The following is a 20,567-nucleotide window of genomic DNA, read 5'->3' on the forward strand; positions in this document are numbered from 1 at the left end:
CCACAGGCCACACGCATGCAACAATACGCCACTGTTTTATTGCGTACGCTTAATTGCAACCGCTTAATTGCAACCGCTTAATTGCCGCCAACATTTCCGCCGTTCGCATTTCCATTATTCAAGTAACTGAAAGTGAAGACATCAGTCACATTCGTGATTGATGGTTGAAGCGACAATCGGACGTAGCGCCGATCTGGAGACACTACTGCCTGGGCAGTCATCGATGTCCCTTCTGGAATCGTTTGCACAACCGGAGCATACCCGACGGCTCCTGCTCGACGTGTCGGAGTGAGGCGATCTTCAGCAAACTGTTGATGGACTTTTGCCTTTCGCTCGTTGAGGCTTTTGACGTGATGAAACCGTAATGGAGCCGTATTGAGCATCGACAACTGAGTTCGAAAAGTCGGCTCCAACTGCGAGAGATTGCGTGGTTGTGTTCTCCGTCCATTTGGAAGATCGATCGTGAATCCGCTTTCTTCGTCGTTGAAAACCACGGTCCGGACAATCTTCTCTTCTTCAGGAGTCCCGGCATTGATGAGGACCGTGACAGTCGCCCGATTCCCGACGACTTCTCCAAATGACTTCTTCACTCGAATCTGGTAAGGGCCGGTCACTCCCTGTGGGCACACATACGACTCGTAGCAATTCGCCTGGTCAGGCCCAGCCCCGTCGTGCATGAATATCCCACCAGCGATCGTCAACGGAGTTTCGAAAGAACAGACTGCCCCGAGTGGTTCTTCGACATACAGATCAAGATCTCCAGCTCCACTCCAGTCCACACGGATCATGAGATCACGCGCCAGACATTGGGAAAGTTGGCTTTGCAACTGTTGGGCTTGCTCTTGATTCCCCTCTTTCTCAAGCTGCTGAATGCGATCGACAACGATATTCTCTGCATCGCGATGTTTATTCATGTAGTCCTTGCCCCAGTAATACTGCAGGACTCCCGTCGCTGCCCAGATCACATCATTTGAGTCCCCAACGTCTTTGGCCAACTTGAGCGACAACATGTAGGGTTCATGTCTTTCAGGAGCCAGACGAGAAGCTTGCTGATACAGCCCAAGCGCAGCACTCTTTCGGTTAAAACGAGTCAGATACGCTGCCGAATAAATCAAGTTGTCAAAAGTGACCGCACCGAAGTCCGAGAGCGAAAGAACGACACGCTCGATTTCCTGACGCGGGTAGTTCTCAATTTCCATGGAGAGAGCGAGCACTTCGTACATCCATGGCTGAGCCTGCCCTTGGATCAGAGCGGATTCGAGGCAACCAATGACGGTTTTATGCTTGCCCTCCTGGTGGAGCTTCATCACCCATTGGCGAATGCGAACTGGATACGGACGATTCTTCGAGAAGAACTTTGACCAGTCTTTCCGAGCCGATTCTTCAGAGACTTTCGGCATTTTGACGTCGTCGTATTTGAAGGGAGTCTCAGTCGATTGTTTTCCCTGGGGTTGAATAAACAGAGGGGCAGCCTGCTGCCCTTGCCGAGCTGCAGGTTGCCCCTGTTTCTTACCAACCGGTTGAAAGAGAGGTTTTTGCTCCTCTTTTTTTACTTCAGGTTGAGTTTTTTTTTGCCAGGAATCGGCTGTGCTGGGACACTGAACTGGCCTCCACCACCAAAGCCGCCGCCGCCACCGCCGCCACCGAAGCCACCACCTTGCTGGCCGCCTTGCTGACCACCGAGTTGACCGCCACCTTGTCCACCAAGACCGCCACCTCCACCGAATCCACCGTTCAACGGGAAGATTGGAATCACAAGATCAGCAACCGGGTAAACACGAGTTGTCAACACGTCACCCGCCTTCAGAAGTGTGGTAATTTTCATCACTTCGTCTTCGATCACATAGGTCAGGGCATGCTGCTCAAGCAGAAGTTTCAGAGCGGCTTTGAGTGTGACACCGGAAAGAACCAGTGTGACTTCATCGTCCGGGCTCAAACCTTCGTTACTCAACTCGACTTCATCAATGATGATCGGAATCCCGTGCTGGCTACTAAGGAATTGAACTACGTCAGAAAGTGGGTTTCCTGGGAATTCAATGTTTGTAATGTCATCCAGAGCATCGTAGATTTTTTGTTCATTCGGACTGTCATTACGCAAGTCGACAGATTTCCACTTTTCACGCAAAATTGTAAGTGCCTGCCAAACTTCTGCTGGCGGATACAAGATTGGAGGTTCATCAGGAAACGGAACGTGTGAGAGTTCGACTTGATAAAGAGCTTCGAGAAAACGGTCCGAACGCAGGTGTCGCAAACGATTCGATTTGTCGATTTGTCCCGCAGCTTCTGAAACGAACACAACCGAAACACCCATCGCACTATTTGGGTATTCGCTGATGACTCCACGAGCGACAGCTTCCGCTGATTCGAACGCCCCTGCATCTCCCTGATAGCCTTCGATTAAGAGTGCCCGGATTCGATCCACCATTTGCTCAAGCTTAGCATCACGCTCTTCTGCATATTGAACGAGTCGGGCTTGAGCTTCGACTTCCACCCGTCGTTTATTACGCTCAGCATTTTTGAGGTAAATCTTCTGCTTTTGGGAGATCACATCCAATTGCGTTGAAGAGAGTTGACGCAACAGCTGTTTGCGAGCTTCAGGGTCGATGTCTGTCGCGGATTTGATTGTTCCACGAATCTGATCAAGTGCACTCAATGCGGCATCAGGATCGATTTCAACAATCGAGAGTGCTCGCTGAATTCCTTGATTGACTTCGGCTCGAAGTGCCTGAGTCCGAGCGTCTTTCAATTGTTTGTAGGCTTCAATCGGGTTTTCTTCGCGTGGTCCCGTGCGATCCGTATCGAGTTGCTTTGCGGCATCAACAGCTTGGTCAACTTCGAATTGCACAGTTTGCAGTACCATTTTCTGGCCTGCTTGATCAATCAATTGAATTGCTGTCGTGTTGCCAGGATCGATCTCTTGAATTGAGAAGCCAATTTTCTCAGCAGTGTCAAATGCACCTTGGTTAAGTGCTTGAACACCTTGTGCTTCCATACGGACAATGTTGTCTTCGAATTGCTGATGAGCAAGATTGACAAGCCAGTCACCCGCAAGGCCTAATGAAAGACCATCAGTGACTTCACTTTGGTACCACAACGTTCGAAGGAAAGTATTTCCGGTTGAACGTTCCAGCCCAGAGAGACTCCACTGATGAGCGCCAGAAGTGAAGGTTGCATTGGGCTCAACAATTCCGTTGTAAAGATAGACGGTTTCACGATCTGAACGGAGTGGCAAAGCGTGACTTGGAAGCAGTTGAGCTTTGTTGTTTTCGATGGAAACTGTCTCTGGATACGAAACGACTTTAACAGCAGCTGCTGCAAGAAGTTCACCTGCCTGCTCACCGGTGAGAGACGTTTTGCTTGACTCGTCTCGCATGACGAAGCCACCAGTTTCCTGAGCAAGAACACCGAGGAGCTGCATATCTTTACTTGAACCGACAGCGAATCCATGGACTGGAATCTGTCGGGCTCGAAAGTTTGAGGTCAGCGTTTTCATTTCATCGACCTGGATGAGATGAGCAGCACTCATTCCGTCACCGATGAAAGTAATTGAACCGTTTTCGCTCTCTGCGAGGATTTTGGAAGCTGCAGCCAAGCCTTTAGCGATGTTGGTTGCTCCCGCTGGAAAACGTTCTTCCAGCTTTGCAAGAGACTCTTCAGCAGCCTTTGCGGGCGATGCAAAACCGTCCATCATAGGGACAGCTTCAACATCAACTGCAATGACAGTTGCCCGATGAGATTCGGGAAGACTCTGAAGAAAGCTTTTCAAAGCTTTCAGAGCAACTGTGCGATGCTCGCCAATCTGGCTTGCTGAGGTATCGATCACGACGACGTGATCAACCTTGCTGCGCGATTCATTACTGGCTGGCAACTGAACCGAGATCGCCCCGAAGGTGTCCCCAGAAGGTGACTCGTACGATCGTACGATTGGAGCCCGATCAACCGGGTCGTTTGCGAAGCATAGACTCGCAACGAAGAGAGTTGATAGTAATGCGGAAAATTTCCAAGCGGTCTTCATAATGTCAATCCCCGGGACTTCGCCGCTGCCGGATGGCTGTTGACGAGAATCATGGAAGGTGGCAACAACTTTGAAATAAAGCTGCTGTCTCATTGTATAAGGAGTCTCGGAACGATTGAAAACAAATTCTCAGCAATCTCTCCGAATCGGAAGCAAGTTTCTAATGTCCATCGAATCCGTTGGAATGACCCGAACAGTCGGATTGAACGTTTCTATTGTGCTTAGAAGTTCACTTCGGTCAATTTGGTTCGATTGGCTAAGACTCGTTGCAATCGTGATTTCGAGTAAATTCGGATCACTTCATCGTTGTATGTCAGTCGATTCTGCTCGTCTTTACCAATCAAATCCTGAATTTCCGGGATCGCACGACCAGCGTACAGCCCCGCAAATGTTTCCGGATCGACACCACGCCCAGATTCAAGATCCTGACGAGCATTTCCGCCCCCGCTCAGAATCAAGAAGGCGTTCGGCCCCTCCGTCACAGATTCGTACATCCCTGCGGACTTCAATGCCTCCATGGCTTCGTTCAAATTCCGGTTGGCGACACGGATCTTTTCGACTGTCTCTTCTGGAACGTTCTCTCCAACCTGTTGTGCATTGACGAAGTTCGCCCCCACGTTTGCCTGCCCGAGAAGATATCCAACGGACATCAAGATCGCTGCTAAGGCCAGTGTGCGCAAAGTTGTCATTCCAGTAATCCTTCTAAATCTATGGCGAAAAAATCGGTGAACCAGCCTCAAGCTTAACGAGAATCCTCTAGACTGAGCAAGATTCCCAGTCTCTAGGCTGCCCGTCGCGGCCGATTTTCATCGAGATTCTCGGATTCCTGCTGACCGTTCGTGCTTGCTTCAGGCAAACTCTTGCGGTTCTTGGGGTTCGCATGAAAGCTCAATGTCAACATGAACATGGCTCCCAGCATCGCTGCACCACACCCAAGAAGAGCTGTCTGATCATCACTAAGTTGTTGAAACAGTTCCAGCACCAGGAGTACTCCATTTTGTTGAGTCACTCAAACTTTCAGCTGGTAATTTGCTGACATTTCCCAGGTCAGCCCAAACTGGCCGCCTGATGTTTGGTGATTCGTTTCGACTTCTGTGTCATCGATCAATGAGAAGCGAAGGTTTCGCAATCTCATTCCATTTCATCTCTTTCGGTTCGCAGAGAGGATGACTCAATAAAGAGTTGCGCGATCAAATCGAGAAGAGACAACCCGTCGACAGCGAAACGTTCGTGCCGCACTTTCCAAATAGAGAACCCGTAATGATTTTACGGATTAATCAGGCAAAGGGATCGAAAGAAGGCCCTTACGAAAAGAAACGAGCAGCATACGAAGTCGCATGCTGCTCGATCACATTTCGCAGTAATGTCGCAGTAATGTCGCGGTAAAGTCGCAGAAAAATCAGTTGCAATTAGCTTGGCGAATCAAGTCTCTGTTCGGAAATCGATTCTTCTCGAAGAGATTACTGATCACTCAGCACTCAGCTCAAGAACGTTTAGAACTCGCCGATCACTTGACCGTCGCTTCTTTGACCAAGATTTCTCCAGGTTCCGAGGTCAATGTTTTCACTGATCGATCGGACGGAGCCGTCCATGAGCAAGCTGTTGACGATCCCGGTGTGCCAACTGCGGGAAGTGACAGCGGCGTAAGTCGGTCCAGAGCAAGGCTTGTCTTCGCGGCATGAAGTGTAATCCCCTTCTTCAGCTCGGTCTCCGCCCGGAACAGTCACTTCTGCGTTTGGCGGAAGAGTGACAGTAAAACCAGTCTGATGAACTCGGCCATCGACCCATTCGGTGTGACCGCTGTTGGCCTTGTTGCTTCCGCCACCTGCAATCAATGCAGAAACTTGCGAGGAATCGTTGGGAATGGTTGATGTGCCAGTTTCGCCATCGCGGTTGTAGGCAGTGAACGCTTTGACCTCAGAGAAACCGATCGTATTACTCATCCCATCGGTGAAATCACGCGGTTTGAAGTTGCGGTTCGGAGCGAATGCCCCATCTCCGGGAACGCGAGTACCGTTGGTCCAGACTCTCCACGATCCTCCATTAAACCCGTAACTGAGAGGGTAGTGGATTGCGTTTCCTGAAGTATCTGTCCGGGCCACGTCGTTGGGATCACTGGGACATTGATAGGCTGCGATTCTCATCGCAGGAATCGCAGCGTTAATTGTTGAATCATAGGCTTGGGACAGATCCGCAGCATTGTAAAGGCTGGCTTGCTCCAGATATGGCAGCAACCGTGCCTGAGCCGACCATTCCCCACCGTTTGTCTGATTGACGCCCCCTGTGGTGATGTCCGAGATGAAGGAAGGAGGAAACCCGTTATTCACGTCCAGATAATTGTGAAGAGCGAGACCGATCTGTTTTAAATTATTTTTGCACTGGGTTCGCCGAGCAGCTTCACGAGCCTGTTGAACAGCCGGTAAGAGCAATGCAACAAGAATGGCGATGATGGCAATCACAACCAATAGCTCAATCAGCGTAAAACCCTTGCGGGGGCGATGGGAAAACATGTTTTCTGCTCCAGAAAAGTCATTTAGGACTGACACCTGCAACCGTGGCTGGCGATCTGGCTGGCTAGCTTGAGGTGGGAAAGTTAATTGACACTGAGTCTCAATTTCACCTAGAGTAGTTTTGGTATCAGCTGATTTCAATTCAGAATCCACCCGATTTAAGCACATTTCTAAAAGTGGAATCGATGAATTCCCTCGAAAACGATCCCGACCCCCAAAAACAGGCTGCACCAAAGCCTGGGCAGAAGTTAGCTTGCGCCGATGGTGTCTATAATTCTTGTGACCTTTTCCAGGAAAGGACGGAAATCACGATCTGCCATAACGGAGAGTGTTACCGCCTTCGCCTGACACGCAAAGGAAAACTCATTCTCAACAAATAACTTGGCCTCCCTGAGCATCTATCGAATTCGCGCTCAGGTTCCTCCTTGTGGCAAACAGCAATTTTACTGGAGAAACAGGGTCTTCACGGGCACGCGCTCGAGCAGGCTGCTCCAGAACCAGTCCGAAAACTTTTGGAATGGTCGCTTTCCTCAACGTTTGAGGGAGCGAGTTCAAGTTTCGGGATCAGTTCTAAAAAGAAAGCAACTGAGTCACTGCGAGCAAGATCGGCAAGACAGGGAGAAGGAAGAGGCAGAACAAGTAATAGCAGGTCGAGACAATCAATCCGCTTCCGAACGAAATCTGCAGCCGCTGCGAGACCACACCGCCTGTTAAAAGCATACAAAACGGAATTGCCATCAAGAATCCAATTGCCTGAGCCTTCATTGAAAACCCAACAACAGCTCCTAGCATTAAATCCAGAAGAAAGATCGGCCCAAGGCAAACGAGAAAAGAGATCACCACGATTTCGAAGAGTTCTACAGGCGAAGGAGGGTAGATCAAACTCTTACCGCCGATCAGTGCGCGATATGTCGCAACCGCTGCCCGTAAAAAGAGACAGGCAAGGATCACCGCAAACGGAGTGAACAGAAGCAGCAAGAACAGAAAAACTTGTGCGTGCGGCAGCGATGTACTCAATACGTCATTCCCACTGAAACCTGTGACATGCCGTCTTCTTTACGGAGAGCAGCTTAACGCAACCCTCTATGTACTCCAAAGAGTTTTTAGAACTGATCCTGAAACCTGGAATAGCTCACTCAAGCATTAAGGAAAGCGGTGGTTCCAAAGGTTTCCGGACTGGGTCTACATTCTGAAGGCTTTTCAGAAATAGTGTATCGATTCTTTCCTATGAAGTTTATCGTTTGTCCGAAGAAAACCGCTTCTTCATTGGCACCGAAATCACGAAAGCGATGAAATGTCTCTCCTTATCAAGATTTTTTGCGGATCGATCCAAGAGGTGAAGCAGCGTCGTTAAGGTGACACGGTACGCGCAATCAAATCCGTCACGATCAATCCCCTCTTTCATCCGCTGACCATATGAAACGGACCTTCAGCGAATCACTGTGTGAACTTCCCGACTTGAGGAGTGAGGTCCTGAAGTTACTTGCTCAGGTTCCAGTTGGGCAAGTGACAACGTACGGAGATCTTGCCAGAGCCTTGGGCGACGAAAAGACAGCCTCAGCCCGTTGGCTGGGAGCATTCTTCAAGGATCATGATCATCAACATGGCTGCACATGCCATCGTGTCGTTCGATCCAATGGCGAAATCGGAATGTACGTCACCGGTGATCCAAACGAGAAGGCCGGGCTGCTCAAGAAAGATGGGGTCATGCTAACCGGCTTGGGGAACGTTGACCTTGCCTGCCGTTTCTCCGATTTTCATTCCGTGAAACCGCTCAAACAACTGAAAGAGTTCCAATTCACGTTGGCGAAGAGGCGTCAAAGAAAATCGCAGGAACTGACTCCTCGCACTTTTGCGGGGGTCGACTGTGCCTACCGGGACGATGGAAATGCAGTTGGCGCCTATGTGGAGTTGGACTCCGAAACGCTCGCCGTGACGTTTGAGGAATCTGTCGTCGCTCCGGTTGAGTTTCCTTACATCCCGGGTTTCCTTTCCTTCAGAGAGATGCCGGTGTTGCTCTTACTTCTCGACAAAGTGAGACGTCGCCGAGATTTGGCGGACATCATCTTCGTCGATGGAAACGGAATTCTACATCCTCGACGTGCCGGAATTGCGACTTGCCTGGGTGTGTTGATCAATCGGCCCACACTCGGAATTGGAAAGTCTTTGCTCTGCGGATCAGTGGACACGAAGAGAATGAGAGCCGGTGACATTCGCCCCGTTTACGACAATGGTGAATTGATCGGAAATGCGTTGAAAACAAAGAACCAAAGTAAGCCCATTTTCGCCTCGCCGGGGAATCTGATCTCGCTCGAAGAGGCGACTCTGTTCGCCAAAGCGACGATGACAAAACACCGCACCCCGGAGCCGATCTTCTATGCCGACCGGTTCACCAAACAGTTACGCAAAAACTGAGGCATCGCAACGCCACTTCGCAACGCCCCATTATACTGAGTCGGAGCTGTAACCTGAGCAGTAGACAGAAAAAAGCCGCGCCCGATTTCTCCGGCGCGGCTGAGTCACGAATTCGCTAAGAGGAGTTTGCTCTGAGAACTGTCCGTGAAGAAGGCATTTCTTTAGTGAAAACGCTGTTCGCCACGAGGCAGAACCTGAGCACCAACTCGAAAGATGCTCTAGAAATCAACAGGGTTGCCGTCGTTCTGTTGGATCAGGTTGGAGAACGTTGTCTTGTCGAGATCCTTGCTCAGGTCTCGAGTTGAACCATCACAAAGGAGGACCATGAACACTTCGCCAATGTTGCCCAGAGCTGCAAACGGGTCTTCTGCGTTAAACTTCAGCCCACCCGGTTTAGTCCAGATTTCGGCGGTATCGTCACCCGCTTTGACTGCCAGAATGGTATTGGAAGTTCCATCAGTATAGTCACGGATTCTGGCTCCGGGCTTGCCTTCGTTGAACGCCAGATTTTCACCGACAAAGACATGAATTGATGTTTTGCCTTCCGGGTTGTCACCAAAGACGGCCGGCATCTCAGCGATGAGAGCTTTGTTGTGCTCGCTGTCCCAAGCTTCATCAAGATTGAACTTCTCGTAGAGAGGGGCATACTCAAGGAAGGGGAGCAGGTGGACGCGCCAGCTGAGCCCTTTTCCTCTCACACCGGCTTCATCTTTTTCGCCATTGGAATCGACTGCCGGGAAGTGCTGGTAAACATCGTGATAGTTGTGGAACGCCAATCCGATTTGCTTAATGTCGTTGCGTTTTTGGGCTCTCTTGGCTGCTTCGGCCGCTTCGGCGAATGCGGGTTTGAGCATTTCAGGAAGCTTCTCAAAGTTCTCAGGGCGCGGAAGCGTCAGGCTGACGATTGTGTCCGAAGTGGACAGTTCGGCTCCATCAACGAGTTGCTTTGCCATCGCTTGCATTTCCTCGGGAATCTCGCCCTTGGCCTGCTCATATTGTTGTTTCCCCATCCCCAGGAAACCGTTCAGCATGCCGTGCACTCCCTGAGCCGCGTCGACATTGGGAGTGCTCACATTGACTTCCAGGATATTTGCCGCTTCAAGATCAGCTCCGAGTGAAAGCGTTTGCAGTTGTGTCACAATTGGCATGACCATGGTCATCACCATCCCGGGCGGGTTAGGGTTTTGCTTCATGGCGTCCTGCAACAGAACTTTGACGGGTTCCAAATCAACAGCGAGTGCCAAGTCGCTGGCTGCCGATTTTGAAACCATCGCCTTGACCTTTCCACTCGATGCATTCTTGAGAACCGAATCGAGATTCTCTTTTGATGAGTAAACAAGCCGGGAATCGCTCACCTTGAAAAGAACTCCGCCATCGGGAGTGGTGACTCCAGTTCCGCCAGCGATCTCAATCGATTCTCCCTGTGGAACGGAATCCAGAATCAGTTGCGAACTGACTCCAGGAGCAAGTTGCACAACCACAACCGGAGAGGGTCGTGCTCCTCCAGCCGCAATCATAGGCGCCATGTCTAACATATTCTTGTCAACGACAACCAGCACATGATCAACCTGTTCAGGCTTGACGCCAACTTCGTCTGCAAAATCCGCCATTTTCTCCTCGACTTTCTCGCGAGGATTGGCTTGATCCATCAGAGTGATCATCTCTTTCACAAGTGGATTACTCAAAACCTTCGAAGGGCGAACGATCAACACAGCGACCGCATCTTCTGGAACATAATTCAGCGTTGAACCATCGGGACTCGCAGCTTCAGCTGAACCACTGGAAGAAGCTGATGGAGCCTCATTCGCTGCTGCAGTCTCATTGGCTGCTGGAGGATCGGTGGATGGCATTTCCCCCGGGGCTCCAAGTGATGAACTATCCATTGGGTCATCGAGACCTTCGGTTGTCGCACCACCATCAGCAGGTGAGTCCGCCGGTTTGTCCCCTCCTCCACAACCGTGGAGGCAGATTGCCAGCATGAGAAATGACGTTAGAGAGAGCGTTCGCATCGAGGTGACCTTTGTAAGAACTAATTGTCGTGAATGATCGTCCAGAATTGGAGCGACCGATGCAAGTGATTCGAACCGAAATCAGATCCCTTTACGAAGAATTCAAGATTCGACGACACTTCCAAGAACGTATACTGGGCAATCTGGATCAAAAAACTTTTGAAACGTGAAAAACTGAGAGCGCAAAAAATTAGCCGGACACTTGATAGTGTCCGGCTAAAGAGGGAAACGCAAATTGAATCACACGCCCTTCTTCTCGTTACGTCGGCGTCCGCGATCTTGCGAGAGTGCTTTGTTGAGAGCCTGCAGGTACGCCTGGACACTCGCTTCAATGACGTCGGTACTGACTCCCTTTCCATGGAAGATCACCCCGTCGATATCAATCGAAAGACTCACTTCGCCCAAGGCATCCTTTCCACTCGACACGCTGCGAACATTGTAGTCCGTCAGTTTTGCCGAGATGCCAGCGACTCGTTCCATGCACTTGAACGCGGCATCGACAGGACCATCTCCCGTGGCAGCATCTTGGACAATGTTGCCTTCCTTGTGCTCCAATTCGAGAGTTGCTGTCGGGATCGTCTCCGTTCCGCTGAGCGTGTGAAAGTTTTTGATCTTCCAGTGCTCTTCGATCTCTGAACTCGTCTGATTGTCGACAAGCGCAACGATGTCGACGTCGAAGATCTCCTTCTTCTTATCTGCCAAGGCAATGAAGGCTTCGAAGGCTTTTTGAAAGGACTCTTCACTCAAATCATACCCGAGTGATTCCACGCGGTCGCGGAAGGCGTGGCGTCCGCTATGTTTCCCGAGGACCAGGTTTGTTCCCACATACCCCACGTCTTGCGGTCGCATAATCTCGTAAGTCGTCCGCTCTTGAAGCATCCCATGTTGATGGATTCCAGCTTCGTGCGCGAATGCATTTTGGCCAACAATCGCTTTGTTTCGCTGAACTGCCATACCGGTAATTTTCGAAACCAGACGGCTCGTCGAACACAATTTTTGAGTATTGATATTCGTCGTGACACCGTAATAGTCGCCACGTGTGCGAATCGCCATCGCCAACTCTTCGAGTGCCGCGTTGCCAGCACGTTCGCCCAAGCCGTTGATAGTACACTCGACCTGCCGCGCTCCCGCTTCAATTCCGGCCAAGCTATTGGCAACCGCAAGTCCTAAATCGTTGTGGCAATGTGTACTAATGACAGCCTGATCGATGTTCGAAACGTTCTCCTTCAAGTAGGAAATCACTTTGAAGAAATGATTCGGCGTCGCATAGCCAACAGTGTCTGGGATATTGACGGTCGTCGCCCCGGCGGCGATTGTCTTTTCGACGACTTCGCACAAAAAATCGAGTTCGGTTCGTGCAGCGTCTTCCGGAGAGAACTCTACGTTCGGTGTGACGATATCGCTTCGTGAGGCCATCTGGTCGCACGTGTACTTGACCATATCGACAGCACGGCGAACGATTTCCTCCTTCGCCATCTTCAGCTTGAAATCGCGATGAATCGCACTGGTGGCAAGAAACACGTGGATGCGAACATTCTGTGCATCCTGAAGTGCCCCCCAGGCGCTGTCGATGTCTTCCTTACGACAACGTGCCAACCCGCAAATGGTCGATTGGTCCCCAAATTTCTGAGCGATCTTCTGCACCGCCTCGAAGTCGCCGGGAGAAGCGATGGGGAACCCGGCTTCAATGACATCGACACCCAGATCCACAAGAGCCTTAGCCACTTCCAGCTTTTCAGCTGTATCCATACTACAGCCGGGCGATTGTTCGCCGTCACGAAGAGTCGTGTCGAAGAAGGTAATGACGTCAGACATCAGATTGTCCCTTTCGGTGGACCGTGGAAAATAGTTGAGTGTCGAGTGCCCAAGGTCGAATTGAGCAAGAATGGGCACACTTCTTGCATTTTCATCAGTAAACAGTCAACAAAAAAACACCCTGAGGCTTCGTGAAGCCTCAGGGTGTTTTTTCTGGAAACAATATCAGAGCAACAGCCTAAGACCCCCTTCGCAGGAGGAGACTAAGTAGCAGGCTGAAGTTCGTTGACTGATTATTCATGGTCACAGAGTAAGTCGAATTCGAAGTGACGTCAAGTCGGACTGACTTGAACTATTGCAGTCGACACAAAGAAATCAAGGGCGGTTCGCAGCCAATCCACAAGAACTTCCCCTTCACTGATTCAGACACAAGAATGCCCTGAATTCCTGAGTCGCAGAGCGAGATACCCGCCTGCCAGGTCTTCGAAAAAATGAAATTTGCAGGTCGAGAAGGCGCTTGAACTGTTTGGAAATGAGTTGGGCGTGAGTTCAGGATCAACTCTAGAAAGAACTCAAACTGTGCAGCTGCTGTCGCTGACAGTGCTGCACCGTCGGCCAATTTTCAGACGCAAAAATTACGAGTCTCCGAAACCAGCGATGCCAGCTCCGCCTGGTTAGGAAAAGCAACTGATTTGACGTCTCGGCCTCGATTGGGTCAACTGTGCGCAACACATCGAATGCAATAAATGCGTCAACAGAGACTCTTGACGCATCAACGTTATCATCTTTGCGACCAGCCAAGGAGCAGCAGTTGGACCCTCTCGTTATTCTCGCCATCGGTATTGCCTCTGTTCTCGGTCTGATTCTGATTTTACGAGTCAACGCCTTCCTGGCATTGATCATTTCGGCAATTGTGGTGAGTTTGCTTGCTCCGGGATCGGTCGAAGACAAAATTTCTCGCGTGGCAACTTCGTTCGGAAATTCGGCTGGCAACATCGCTATTGTGATTGGCCTGGCTGCCATCATCGGCGAGTGCATGATGGCGAGCGGGGCCGCAGACCGGATTGTGCAGGCTTTTTTGAGATTACTCGGCGAAAAGCGAGCCTCCTGGGCACTCATGGGAAGTGGATTCGTGCTCTCGGTTCCCGTCTTCTTTGATACGGTTTTCTACCTTCTGGTCCCGTTGGCCCGTTCTCTCTTTCGCCGAACAAACAAAAATTACCTGCTGTATATTCTAGCGATTGCCGCAGGGGGGGCGATTACCCACACGTTAGTCCCACCGACTCCGGGACCGCTGGTCATGGCCACGACGCTCGGAATCGACATCGGTGTGATGATGCTGGTTGGTGCGATGGTCGCATTTCCAGCCGCTGTCGCAGGATTGGCAGTCTCTGCCTGGCTCAATCGGATGATTGAAGTCCCATTTCGTGACGACAAAGTCATTGGCACTGAAGACGATGATCCGCAGATTCCACAAACAACGCCCCCGTTGTTCTTGTCATTGTTACCGGTCATTTTGCCAGTGGCATTAATTTCTGCGAACACAGCTTTAGAAACGATGGCCAATGCCGAACAGACACCTCGCCTGACGGTCACCGATGTCACCGACTGGCCGGCGTTTCATACCGCTTTGAAAGATCAAAGTGAACCGGCAGCGATTCCTCAATTCGTCAATGTTCTTCCTGAAACGACGAAGGAAGTGATCGCCAAAGATTCACTTACGGATGACGATAAAACAGAGATCGTCGCTGCGATGAATGCCGCATTACTGGAGAAAGACCCAGCGATCTACAGCAACGAAGCATTCGATGCAGTCGTGCGAAAGAGTTGGAAAATCGCTGCCGATTTGCAGAACGATCAGTTGACGCCTCAAGAAAAAGAGATGCTGACCCGCGAAGCTCTCGTGAATGAGTTATCGCAAAGTGATCTCAAAAAGATGAAGGTCCACGAACGGCAACGTTTCAATAGACTCCTTCTTGAAGTCACTTTCCCGGAGACAATCAAACCTCACAACTGGGACACAGGCCTTCGTAATGCCGCGAATATTTCAATGCTGTTCGGAAACGCAAACTTCGCATTGTTAATTTCGACGCTCGTCGCCATGGGGTTGGTCTTCAGCACGCGGAAACCAACGCTCGTTGAAATGTCCAAAACTGTTGAACTGGCGTTGATGAGCGGCGGGGTCATTATCCTCATCACCGCTGCCGGGGGAGCGTTTGGAGACATGCTGAAAATTGCCGGGATCGGTGAAGCGATTCAGGACAAATTTTCTAATGGAGACACAAAAAGCACTGGGATCGCCTTTCTGGTCTTAGGCTACTCACTCGCCGCATTACTGAAGGTTGCTCAGGGGTCCAGTACCACTGCGATGATCGTTGGATCGGGCATGCTGGCATCGATGGTGACCGGCATCGACCTGGGATTCAATCCGGTATATCTGGCGACTGCCATTGGGGCTGGCTCGCTGATGGGAAGCTGGATGAACGATTCCGGATTCTGGATCTTCACAAAAATGGGACGGCTGACCGAATCGGAAAGCCTTCGCTCATGGACTCCAATGCTCGCAACTCTCAGTATCGTCAGCTTTGCAATGACGGTTCTGCTCTCGAAAATCCTCCCACTTCTATAAGGATCTCCGTGATCAGACTCGTAGAGAGTAGGGCGCGTGGAGAACAGTGATCCTCCACGCGAAACGCAATTTCTACAGCCACTGTAAACACTTAACGGTTGAGTTCGTCACTCCAGCTGTTCTGCCTCTTTTGCTGTCTTGAGGTCAAACCAGCTGAGCGGCGCACGTCCTCACATCTCAGCACAGACTCTGCTGGCAAACGTGCAACACGGAGATGGAACCGGGCTCTTGCGCGCCACTTTGGTAGCGGTCTCTCAACAGACGCGGTGTCACAATCATCACAACCTGCAACTTCACATGCATGTTGTGCAGACATCTGTTTTCTTCTGGTCTTCCTATCCTACCCAGCCCTCTGTTGGACGATGAAAAGCATATCGCCCGCAGAAGCCAAAGTGCTGATCCGAAAACCTGAACCTGGTTTCTCAGTCAACGAGAACACCTTCCACCGCAGGGGTCCCCGGAAAGGTTTCCACCACGCTTCAAGGTTGGGAAAAACCCGGTCAGAAATGTTATAGACCATTTTATATCATACCGAGCCAATCCGTTGATCACGAGATTCGGTTCTTAGCGAGGAGTCAGGAAGATGCTCGTTCTTTCACGCCACCGAGACGAAAGCATTATGATTGGTGACGATGTCGTCATCACAATTGTCGACATTCGTGGCGACAAGGTTCGCTTGGGGATTCAAGCTCCAACCGAAATTCCCGTACACAGACAAGAAGTGTACGAAGCCATCCAGCGTGAGCGTGCGTCCGAAGGGACTGACGACCAAGCAAAATCGGCGAAATCATCAGCATAAAGTCGCTGTCAGCCTGCGGGCGTGGTCTCGAATTCCGACCAATCGATTTCCGAATTGATCGATGAGGGCACCTTCTCTCTGTTGATCACGCCTGGCTGACTTATGTTGACGATTCCCCCACCTCAGAAACGTTGCCACGCCCCTTCAGTTGGTAACGTTTTCTGTTTGGGTTGAAGACTTTTGAGCCATCAATCGCTTCACCCGAAATCCGTTCGGAGTGCTGCTCGCAAATCTCACTCAGTTCGATAAAGTGTTTGCCTGCGAGTTTGAAAACTCTTTCCACGACCTGAAAGAGGTCCCCTCGGGATATGCTCTGGTTTTTGCTGGTCTGTTTCGTCCCTGCTTTTGTCATTTCAACGACAATGACAATTGTCATTCGCCGCTGCGCACCGCAGTGGGGACTTGTTGACCACCCAGCTGCCCGGAAGGTTCATGTGACACCGACACCGCTCGGTGGAGGACTTGCGATTTACCTGGGAATGCTCCTCCCGCTGATCGCTGCTCAGCTGATCGTGTTGCTGATTCAACAGAACGCTCTCCCGGCAAGTTGGATTCCCGAAGAATTTCGCATCCACCTGGCGGGTATGCTGCATCGCTCCCCTCAACTATGGGGGCTTTTAGCTGCTGGAACAGTGCTGGTGTTGATGGGGCTGCTAGATGACCGATTCGGGCTTTCCTGGAAATGGCGGCTGGGCGTCCAGTTTTTCGTCGCCATCTCTTTAGTCAGCACCGGAATGAGTGCCAGTCTGTTTGTCTCGCAGCCGTGGGTGGGGCAGGTCGTCAGCGTGTTGTGGATCGTGGCACTGATCAACTCGTTGAACTTTCTCGACAACATGGATGGGCTGAGCGCCGGAATCGGGCTGATCGCTTCTGTGATGTTTGCGAGTATCATGCTGACACTAGTTGGAGAGCCTCGCTGGCTCGTCGGTGGATGCCTCGTCATTCTCGCTGGGTCGCTGAGCGGCTTTCTCATTCATAACTGGCCTCCTGCCAACATTTTCATGGGCGATGCAGGAAGTACGTTCATCGGCTTGATGCTGTCGAGCCTGACAATTCTGGGAACGTTTTATGATGAAACGATGCCACAGCGGCATGTCATGCTTGCCCCCCTTTGTATTCTGGCGATCCCGCTTTATGACTTGTGCTCTGTCATCTTGATTCGCCTGAAGGAAGGGCGCAGCCCGTTTCAACCCGACAAGAAACATTTCTCACATCGCTTGGAAGCCTTGGGGCTCAGCAAAAAACATGCAGTGATGACCGTTCACTTTGCAACCCTGACGACAGGCATCGGAGCACTGTTGCTGTATCAAGTCGAAGATTGGCAAGGGGCGTTCCTGGTGGTCTCGCTGGTCCTGTGCGTGCTGGTGATCGTTTCGATCCTGGAAATGGCTCCGCGCCCATCCTCGAAAGAAGAATAGGACTTTGCGAATTCGCACCGTCTGCGTAAGCTTATTGCACCGTGAATTATTTTACCCATGCGATTCGATATCTCGACCGTCCCTATTACGCAGCTGGTGTATGTGTGCCAGACTGGTTGAGTGTTGTCGACCGCAAAGCCCGAGTTCGCGGGAAGAAAATCGCTCAAGAGTTGCCAATGCTAGCGGGCGACGAAGTCGAGATTGCTTTAGGCATTCAGAAGCATCTCGACGACGATCGCTGGTTCCATGGGACAGAAGCGTTCTATCGCGTCACCGGGATTATCGCTCGCTCCTTCCGCGAAAACCTGGACGAAAGCAATGCCTGGCGTTGCGGGTTCCTTGGTCACATCGTGATGGAACTTCTCCTCGACGCCGCTTTAATCGAACAGCGACCATCGCGACTGGAAGCGTTCTACAAGCTTCTCAATGAGATTGACTTAGCCCGCTTACAAGGTGTTGTCTCTTCACTGGCAACAAAAGAAGTCACAAAGCTTTCCTGGATGGTTGAGATGTTCATCCGAGAACGTTTTCTGGAAGATTACCTCGACGATGAGCGCCTTCTATTCCGCTTGAATCAGGTCATGAAACGAATTCAACTGGAGCCTCTCCCGGATGTCTGCCTCAAAACGTTGGAGGTGGCCCGAGACGTGGTCCGCGCAGAAGTCGGCAGCTTGCTGCCCGAAGCGAACTTCCCAGAGCGGACCGTTCTCCCGATTACTGGTTGACTTAATACTGATCGACACACAAAATTGCGATGAAGCGTTCCATGTCTCTAACGAGTAGCGAAGAACTCATCACGTCAATCGACACATCGATCTTCACAGTCAAGAGAAGCATGGCAACTGCTTCAAGGGCTGAGCTGAGAACTGAATTCCATCTCTCTGAAAAATTTGGTTGCTCAAACAGCAAGACTTTGAGATCAGGGCGTAATTCCCTTCTTTTACGCATATTATCACACATCAGCGAGTTTGTAGTGTTCTGAGGTTTCTTTTGAATTTCACTTCAACGCCTCAGCCAAAATCACATCAACTCATGTACATCACTTTCCCTAGCTGCTTTTGTCCACTACATTTGTGCCAATTCCATTCAGACACCTCCGTTCTGAATTGAGTCAATCCACAAACAAAGTGCATTCAAACCTTTCACTTCACTCCCCTCATTTGCGGAGAGAGATTCCCTATGGCAGGTAACGACTGGCTTCAGCAATTCATCGACGACGGCACCATTGGTGCTGATCAATTGGCGGAAGCGATTAGCGTCGCGAAAGCGGGCGGAATCATGCCCGAAGATGCGCTCATTAAACTCGGATACGTCGATGAAAGCCTTATCAGCGAGGCAAAAGCGGCTGCATTCGGGTTCAAGTTCACAGATTTAGACAATCTGGACATCTCCAGTGCGGTGATTGAACTGGTCCCAGAATCGGTAGCTCGCGAAAACACGTGCTTGCCCGTGGAATTTATCGGGGAGCGACTGGTCGTTGCGGTCACTGACCCGATGAACTTCGAAGTGATGGAAAAACTTCGATTTATCCTCAATCGCGATGTTGAATTGACGATGGCTCCCAAAGAGTCAATCAACGATGCCATCAACCGGTTCTATGGTGGATCTGAAACAGAGTCTGTCGATTCCATGCTGATGGAGTTCACGGAAACCGCGATTGACTTCACCGAAACAGAGATCAACGAAGCTGCGAAGGACGCAGAAGGCGAAGAGAGTTCGCCGATTGTCCGTCTGGTCAATCTGATTATCACAGAAGCAGCGAATATGCGGGCGAGTGATATTCACGTCGAACCGTTCGAAGATCGAATTCGAATTCGATACCGGATCGATGGAGTCCTGGTCGAGCGTGACAGCCCACCACGTCGACTGCTGAGTGCATTGACATCTCGCATCAAAGTTATGGCGAGAATGGACATCGCAGAAAAACGACGTCCTCAGGATGGACGAATCAAAACGCGAGCTGGTGGAAAAGAGATCGATTTACGGATCAGCGTTCTCCCCACAAATCACGGTCAGGCCATCGTGATGCGTATTCTGGACCGAGATAACATCAAAGTCGGAATCCGCAGCCTGGGCTTTAGCGAAGAGAACTACCGTCGATTCCAGGCAATTATCCGCCGCCCGAACGGTATCTTTTTGGTGACAGGCCCTACTGGGAGTGGCAAAACCACTACACTGTACAGTGCCTTGGGAGAGCTGAATCGCCCCGACCGAAAAATTATCACAGCGGAAGACCCGGTCGAATACTACCTTCCCGGGATCAATCAGGTCGAAGTGAAGCATAGCATCGGCCTCGATTTCGCTCGAATCATCCGTGCAATGCTGCGACAAGCCCCGAATGTGATCCTCGTCGGCGAAATTCGAGATACCGAGACGGGAGAGATGGCAATTCAGGCATCTTTGACTGGACACTTGGTATTCAGTACACTCCATACGAACGATGCGCCCGGTTCTATTACACGCCTGATCGATATGGGTGTACAGCCATTCCTGGTCGCTTCCAGCCTCATGGCGGTCATGGCACAGCGCCTGGCACGTGTCGTTTGCCCGAAATGTGGAGAGTCATATCAACCGGACCAAACAGAGCTGGAGTTTTTCGAATTGACTGAGGAACAACTCGAAAATGCAAACTTCCGCAGAGGAAAAGGCTGTAAAAACTGCCAGCATACCGGGTTTCGGGGACGTAAAGCTGTGTTCGAATTGATGATGATGAATGCAACTCTTCGGGATCTTGCTTTCCGAAGTGAACCAGCTCAGCACATTCGTCGACAAGCCCGGTTATTCGGCATGAAAACATTAGTAGAAGATGCTGTCGACAGGGCAGTTGAAGGAGTTACGACACTCACCGAGGCATACAAGCTTCGGTCAGGAGGGCACTAAACTGTAGAGACTCAGTGATCATTCTGGCCTCACATCAAGGATGACCACAGATCAAAACGAGCGGAGCACTGTCGTCAATTCAACAAAACACCTGGGCACTGAATCAAGACGACACCACTCCCGAGGGAATTGCCATC

At 50.8% G+C, this 20,567-nt stretch carries 18 protein-coding genes; 8 read left to right on the forward strand and 10 right to left on the reverse strand.

From position 1 onward, the window contains the following. Positions 1–77: 77 nt before the first annotated feature. The 5 genes from Mal48_RS14010 to Mal48_RS23760 form a co-directional block, all read right to left on the reverse strand. The gene (locus Mal48_RS14010; protein WP_145200591.1) at positions 78–1,400 is read right to left on the reverse strand and encodes a hypothetical protein; all 1,323 of its coding nucleotides are present in this window, start codon (positions 1,398–1,400) and stop codon (positions 78–80) included. A gap of 149 nt (positions 1,401–1,549) precedes the next feature. After that, a complete protein-coding gene (locus tag Mal48_RS23755) occupies positions 1,550–4,108 on the reverse strand; it encodes a vWA domain-containing protein (RefSeq protein ID WP_145200594.1) in 2,559 nt (852 codons plus the stop codon). 128 nt (positions 4,109–4,236) lie between these two features. Then, entirely contained in the window at positions 4,237–4,704 is a 468-nt protein-coding gene (locus Mal48_RS14020) for a hypothetical protein (RefSeq protein WP_145200597.1), read from the reverse strand. A 92-nt stretch (positions 4,705–4,796) separates the two neighbouring features. Continuing rightward, positions 4,797–4,997, reverse strand: coding sequence for a hypothetical protein (locus Mal48_RS14025; protein WP_145200600.1), 201 nt, complete (start codon positions 4,995–4,997; stop codon positions 4,797–4,799). A gap of 27 nt (positions 4,998–5,024) precedes the next feature. After that, positions 5,025–5,150, reverse strand: coding sequence for a hypothetical protein (locus Mal48_RS23760; RefSeq protein WP_261341954.1), 126 nt, complete (start codon positions 5,148–5,150; stop codon positions 5,025–5,027). A 125-nt stretch (positions 5,151–5,275) separates the two neighbouring features. On the opposite strand from Mal48_RS23760, the gene Mal48_RS23765 reads away from it, so the two are divergent. Further along, positions 5,276–5,401 carry a hypothetical protein gene (locus tag Mal48_RS23765; RefSeq protein ID WP_261341955.1) on the forward strand — a complete coding sequence of 42 codons (126 nt, stop codon included), beginning with the start codon at positions 5,276–5,278 and terminating at the stop codon, positions 5,399–5,401. A gap of 107 nt (positions 5,402–5,508) precedes the next feature. Here Mal48_RS23765 and Mal48_RS14030 read toward each other — a convergent pair whose 3' ends face one another. Continuing rightward, entirely contained in the window at positions 5,509–6,525 is a 1,017-nt protein-coding gene (locus Mal48_RS14030; protein WP_145200603.1) for a DUF1559 family PulG-like putative transporter, read from the reverse strand. Positions 6,526–6,710: 185 nt separating this feature from the next. Between Mal48_RS14030 and hemP the strand changes: the two genes are divergently transcribed. Continuing rightward, positions 6,711–6,905, forward strand: a complete 195-nt coding sequence (gene hemP, locus Mal48_RS14035; protein ID WP_145200606.1) for a hemin uptake protein HemP — start codon at positions 6,711–6,713, stop codon at positions 6,903–6,905. 190 nt (positions 6,906–7,095) lie between these two features. On the opposite strand, the gene Mal48_RS14040 is transcribed toward hemP, so the two are convergent. After that, a complete protein-coding gene (locus tag Mal48_RS14040; RefSeq protein WP_145200609.1) occupies positions 7,096–7,542 on the reverse strand; it encodes a hypothetical protein in 447 nt (148 codons plus the stop codon). 399 nt (positions 7,543–7,941) lie between these two features. On the opposite strand from Mal48_RS14040, the gene Mal48_RS14045 reads away from it, so the two are divergent. After that, positions 7,942–8,940 (forward strand): endonuclease V, encoded by a 999-nt coding sequence (locus Mal48_RS14045; RefSeq protein WP_145200612.1) that lies wholly within the window; start codon positions 7,942–7,944, stop codon positions 8,938–8,940. A gap of 218 nt (positions 8,941–9,158) precedes the next feature. Here Mal48_RS14045 and Mal48_RS14050 read toward each other — a convergent pair whose 3' ends face one another. Together Mal48_RS14050 and Mal48_RS14055 are read right to left on the reverse strand one after the other, a co-directional pair. Then, positions 9,159–10,949 carry a DUF1559 family PulG-like putative transporter gene (locus tag Mal48_RS14050; RefSeq protein ID WP_145200615.1) on the reverse strand — a complete coding sequence of 597 codons (1,791 nt, stop codon included), beginning with the start codon at positions 10,947–10,949 and terminating at the stop codon, positions 9,159–9,161. Between the two features lie 240 nt (positions 10,950–11,189). Continuing rightward, entirely contained in the window at positions 11,190–12,764 is a 1,575-nt protein-coding gene (locus Mal48_RS14055) for a 2-isopropylmalate synthase (RefSeq protein ID WP_145200618.1), read from the reverse strand. A 751-nt stretch (positions 12,765–13,515) separates the two neighbouring features. Between Mal48_RS14055 and Mal48_RS14060 the strand changes: the two genes are divergently transcribed. Both Mal48_RS14060 and csrA read left to right on the forward strand, forming a co-directional pair. Beyond that, the gene (locus tag Mal48_RS14060) at positions 13,516–15,333 is read left to right on the forward strand and encodes a GntP family permease (RefSeq protein WP_197441705.1); all 1,818 of its coding nucleotides are present in this window, start codon (positions 13,516–13,518) and stop codon (positions 15,331–15,333) included. A 583-nt stretch (positions 15,334–15,916) separates the two neighbouring features. Beyond that, complete coding sequence (gene csrA, locus Mal48_RS14065; RefSeq protein WP_145200621.1) at positions 15,917–16,132, forward strand: carbon storage regulator CsrA; 216 nt, start codon at positions 15,917–15,919, stop codon at positions 16,130–16,132. A 100-nt stretch (positions 16,133–16,232) separates the two neighbouring features. Here the strand turns inward: csrA and Mal48_RS23305 are convergent, their stop codons facing one another. Then, complete coding sequence (locus Mal48_RS23305; protein WP_197442325.1) at positions 16,233–16,508, reverse strand: hypothetical protein; 276 nt, start codon at positions 16,506–16,508, stop codon at positions 16,233–16,235. Here Mal48_RS23305 and Mal48_RS14070 point away from each other — a divergent pair. The 3 genes from Mal48_RS14070 to Mal48_RS14080 all read left to right on the forward strand — a co-directional run bounded on the left by Mal48_RS14070 (position 16,495) and on the right by Mal48_RS14080 (position 20,430). After that, a complete protein-coding gene (locus Mal48_RS14070) occupies positions 16,495–17,550 on the forward strand; it encodes an MraY family glycosyltransferase (RefSeq protein ID WP_231739573.1) in 1,056 nt (351 codons plus the stop codon). The genes Mal48_RS23305 and Mal48_RS14070 overlap by 14 nt on opposite strands. A gap of 41 nt (positions 17,551–17,591) precedes the next feature. Further along, positions 17,592–18,275, forward strand: a complete 684-nt coding sequence (locus Mal48_RS14075; RefSeq protein ID WP_145200626.1) for a hypothetical protein — start codon at positions 17,592–17,594, stop codon at positions 18,273–18,275. 454 nt (positions 18,276–18,729) lie between these two features. Next, positions 18,730–20,430, forward strand: coding sequence for a GspE/PulE family protein (locus Mal48_RS14080; RefSeq protein ID WP_145200629.1), 1,701 nt, complete (start codon positions 18,730–18,732; stop codon positions 20,428–20,430). Positions 20,431–20,567: the final 137 nt, after the last annotated feature.

The organism is Thalassoglobus polymorphus (assembly GCF_007744255.1).
Lineage (GTDB): Bacteria > Planctomycetota > Planctomycetia > Planctomycetales > Planctomycetaceae > Thalassoglobus > Thalassoglobus polymorphus.

Bases quoted from the DNA above. Each gene is read 5' to 3' on its own strand.
- Mal48_RS23305 (WP_197442325.1), bottom strand. From the start codon at position 16,508: ATGACAATTGTCATTGTCGTTGAAATGACAAAAGCAGGGACGAAACAG.
- Mal48_RS14030 (WP_145200603.1), bottom strand. From the start codon at position 6,525: ATGTTTTCCCATCGCCCCCGCAAGGGTTTTACGCTGATTGAGCTATTG.
- Mal48_RS23760 (WP_261341954.1), bottom strand. From the start codon at position 5,150: ATGAGATTGCGAAACCTTCGCTTCTCATTGATCGATGACACAGAAGTC.
- csrA (WP_145200621.1), top strand. From the start codon at position 15,917: ATGCTCGTTCTTTCACGCCACCGAGACGAAAGCATTATGATTGGTGAC.
- Mal48_RS14050 (WP_145200615.1), bottom strand. From the start codon at position 10,949: ATGCGAACGCTCTCTCTAACGTCATTTCTCATGCTGGCAATCTGCCTC.
- Mal48_RS14045 (WP_145200612.1), top strand. From the start codon at position 7,942: ATGAAACGGACCTTCAGCGAATCACTGTGTGAACTTCCCGACTTGAGG.
- Mal48_RS14020 (WP_145200597.1), bottom strand. From the start codon at position 4,704: ATGACAACTTTGCGCACACTGGCCTTAGCAGCGATCTTGATGTCCGTT.
- Mal48_RS14080 (WP_145200629.1), top strand. From the start codon at position 18,730: ATGGCAGGTAACGACTGGCTTCAGCAATTCATCGACGACGGCACCATT.
- hemP (WP_145200606.1), top strand. From the start codon at position 6,711: ATGAATTCCCTCGAAAACGATCCCGACCCCCAAAAACAGGCTGCACCA.
- Mal48_RS23755 (WP_145200594.1), bottom strand. From the start codon at position 4,108: ATGAGACAGCAGCTTTATTTCAAAGTTGTTGCCACCTTCCATGATTCT.
- Mal48_RS14070 (WP_231739573.1), top strand. From the start codon at position 16,495: ATGACAATTGTCATTCGCCGCTGCGCACCGCAGTGGGGACTTGTTGAC.
- Mal48_RS23765 (WP_261341955.1), top strand. From the start codon at position 5,276: ATGATTTTACGGATTAATCAGGCAAAGGGATCGAAAGAAGGCCCTTAC.
- Mal48_RS14055 (WP_145200618.1), bottom strand. From the start codon at position 12,764: ATGTCTGACGTCATTACCTTCTTCGACACGACTCTTCGTGACGGCGAA.
- Mal48_RS14010 (WP_145200591.1), bottom strand. From the start codon at position 1,400: ATGCCGAAAGTCTCTGAAGAATCGGCTCGGAAAGACTGGTCAAAGTTC.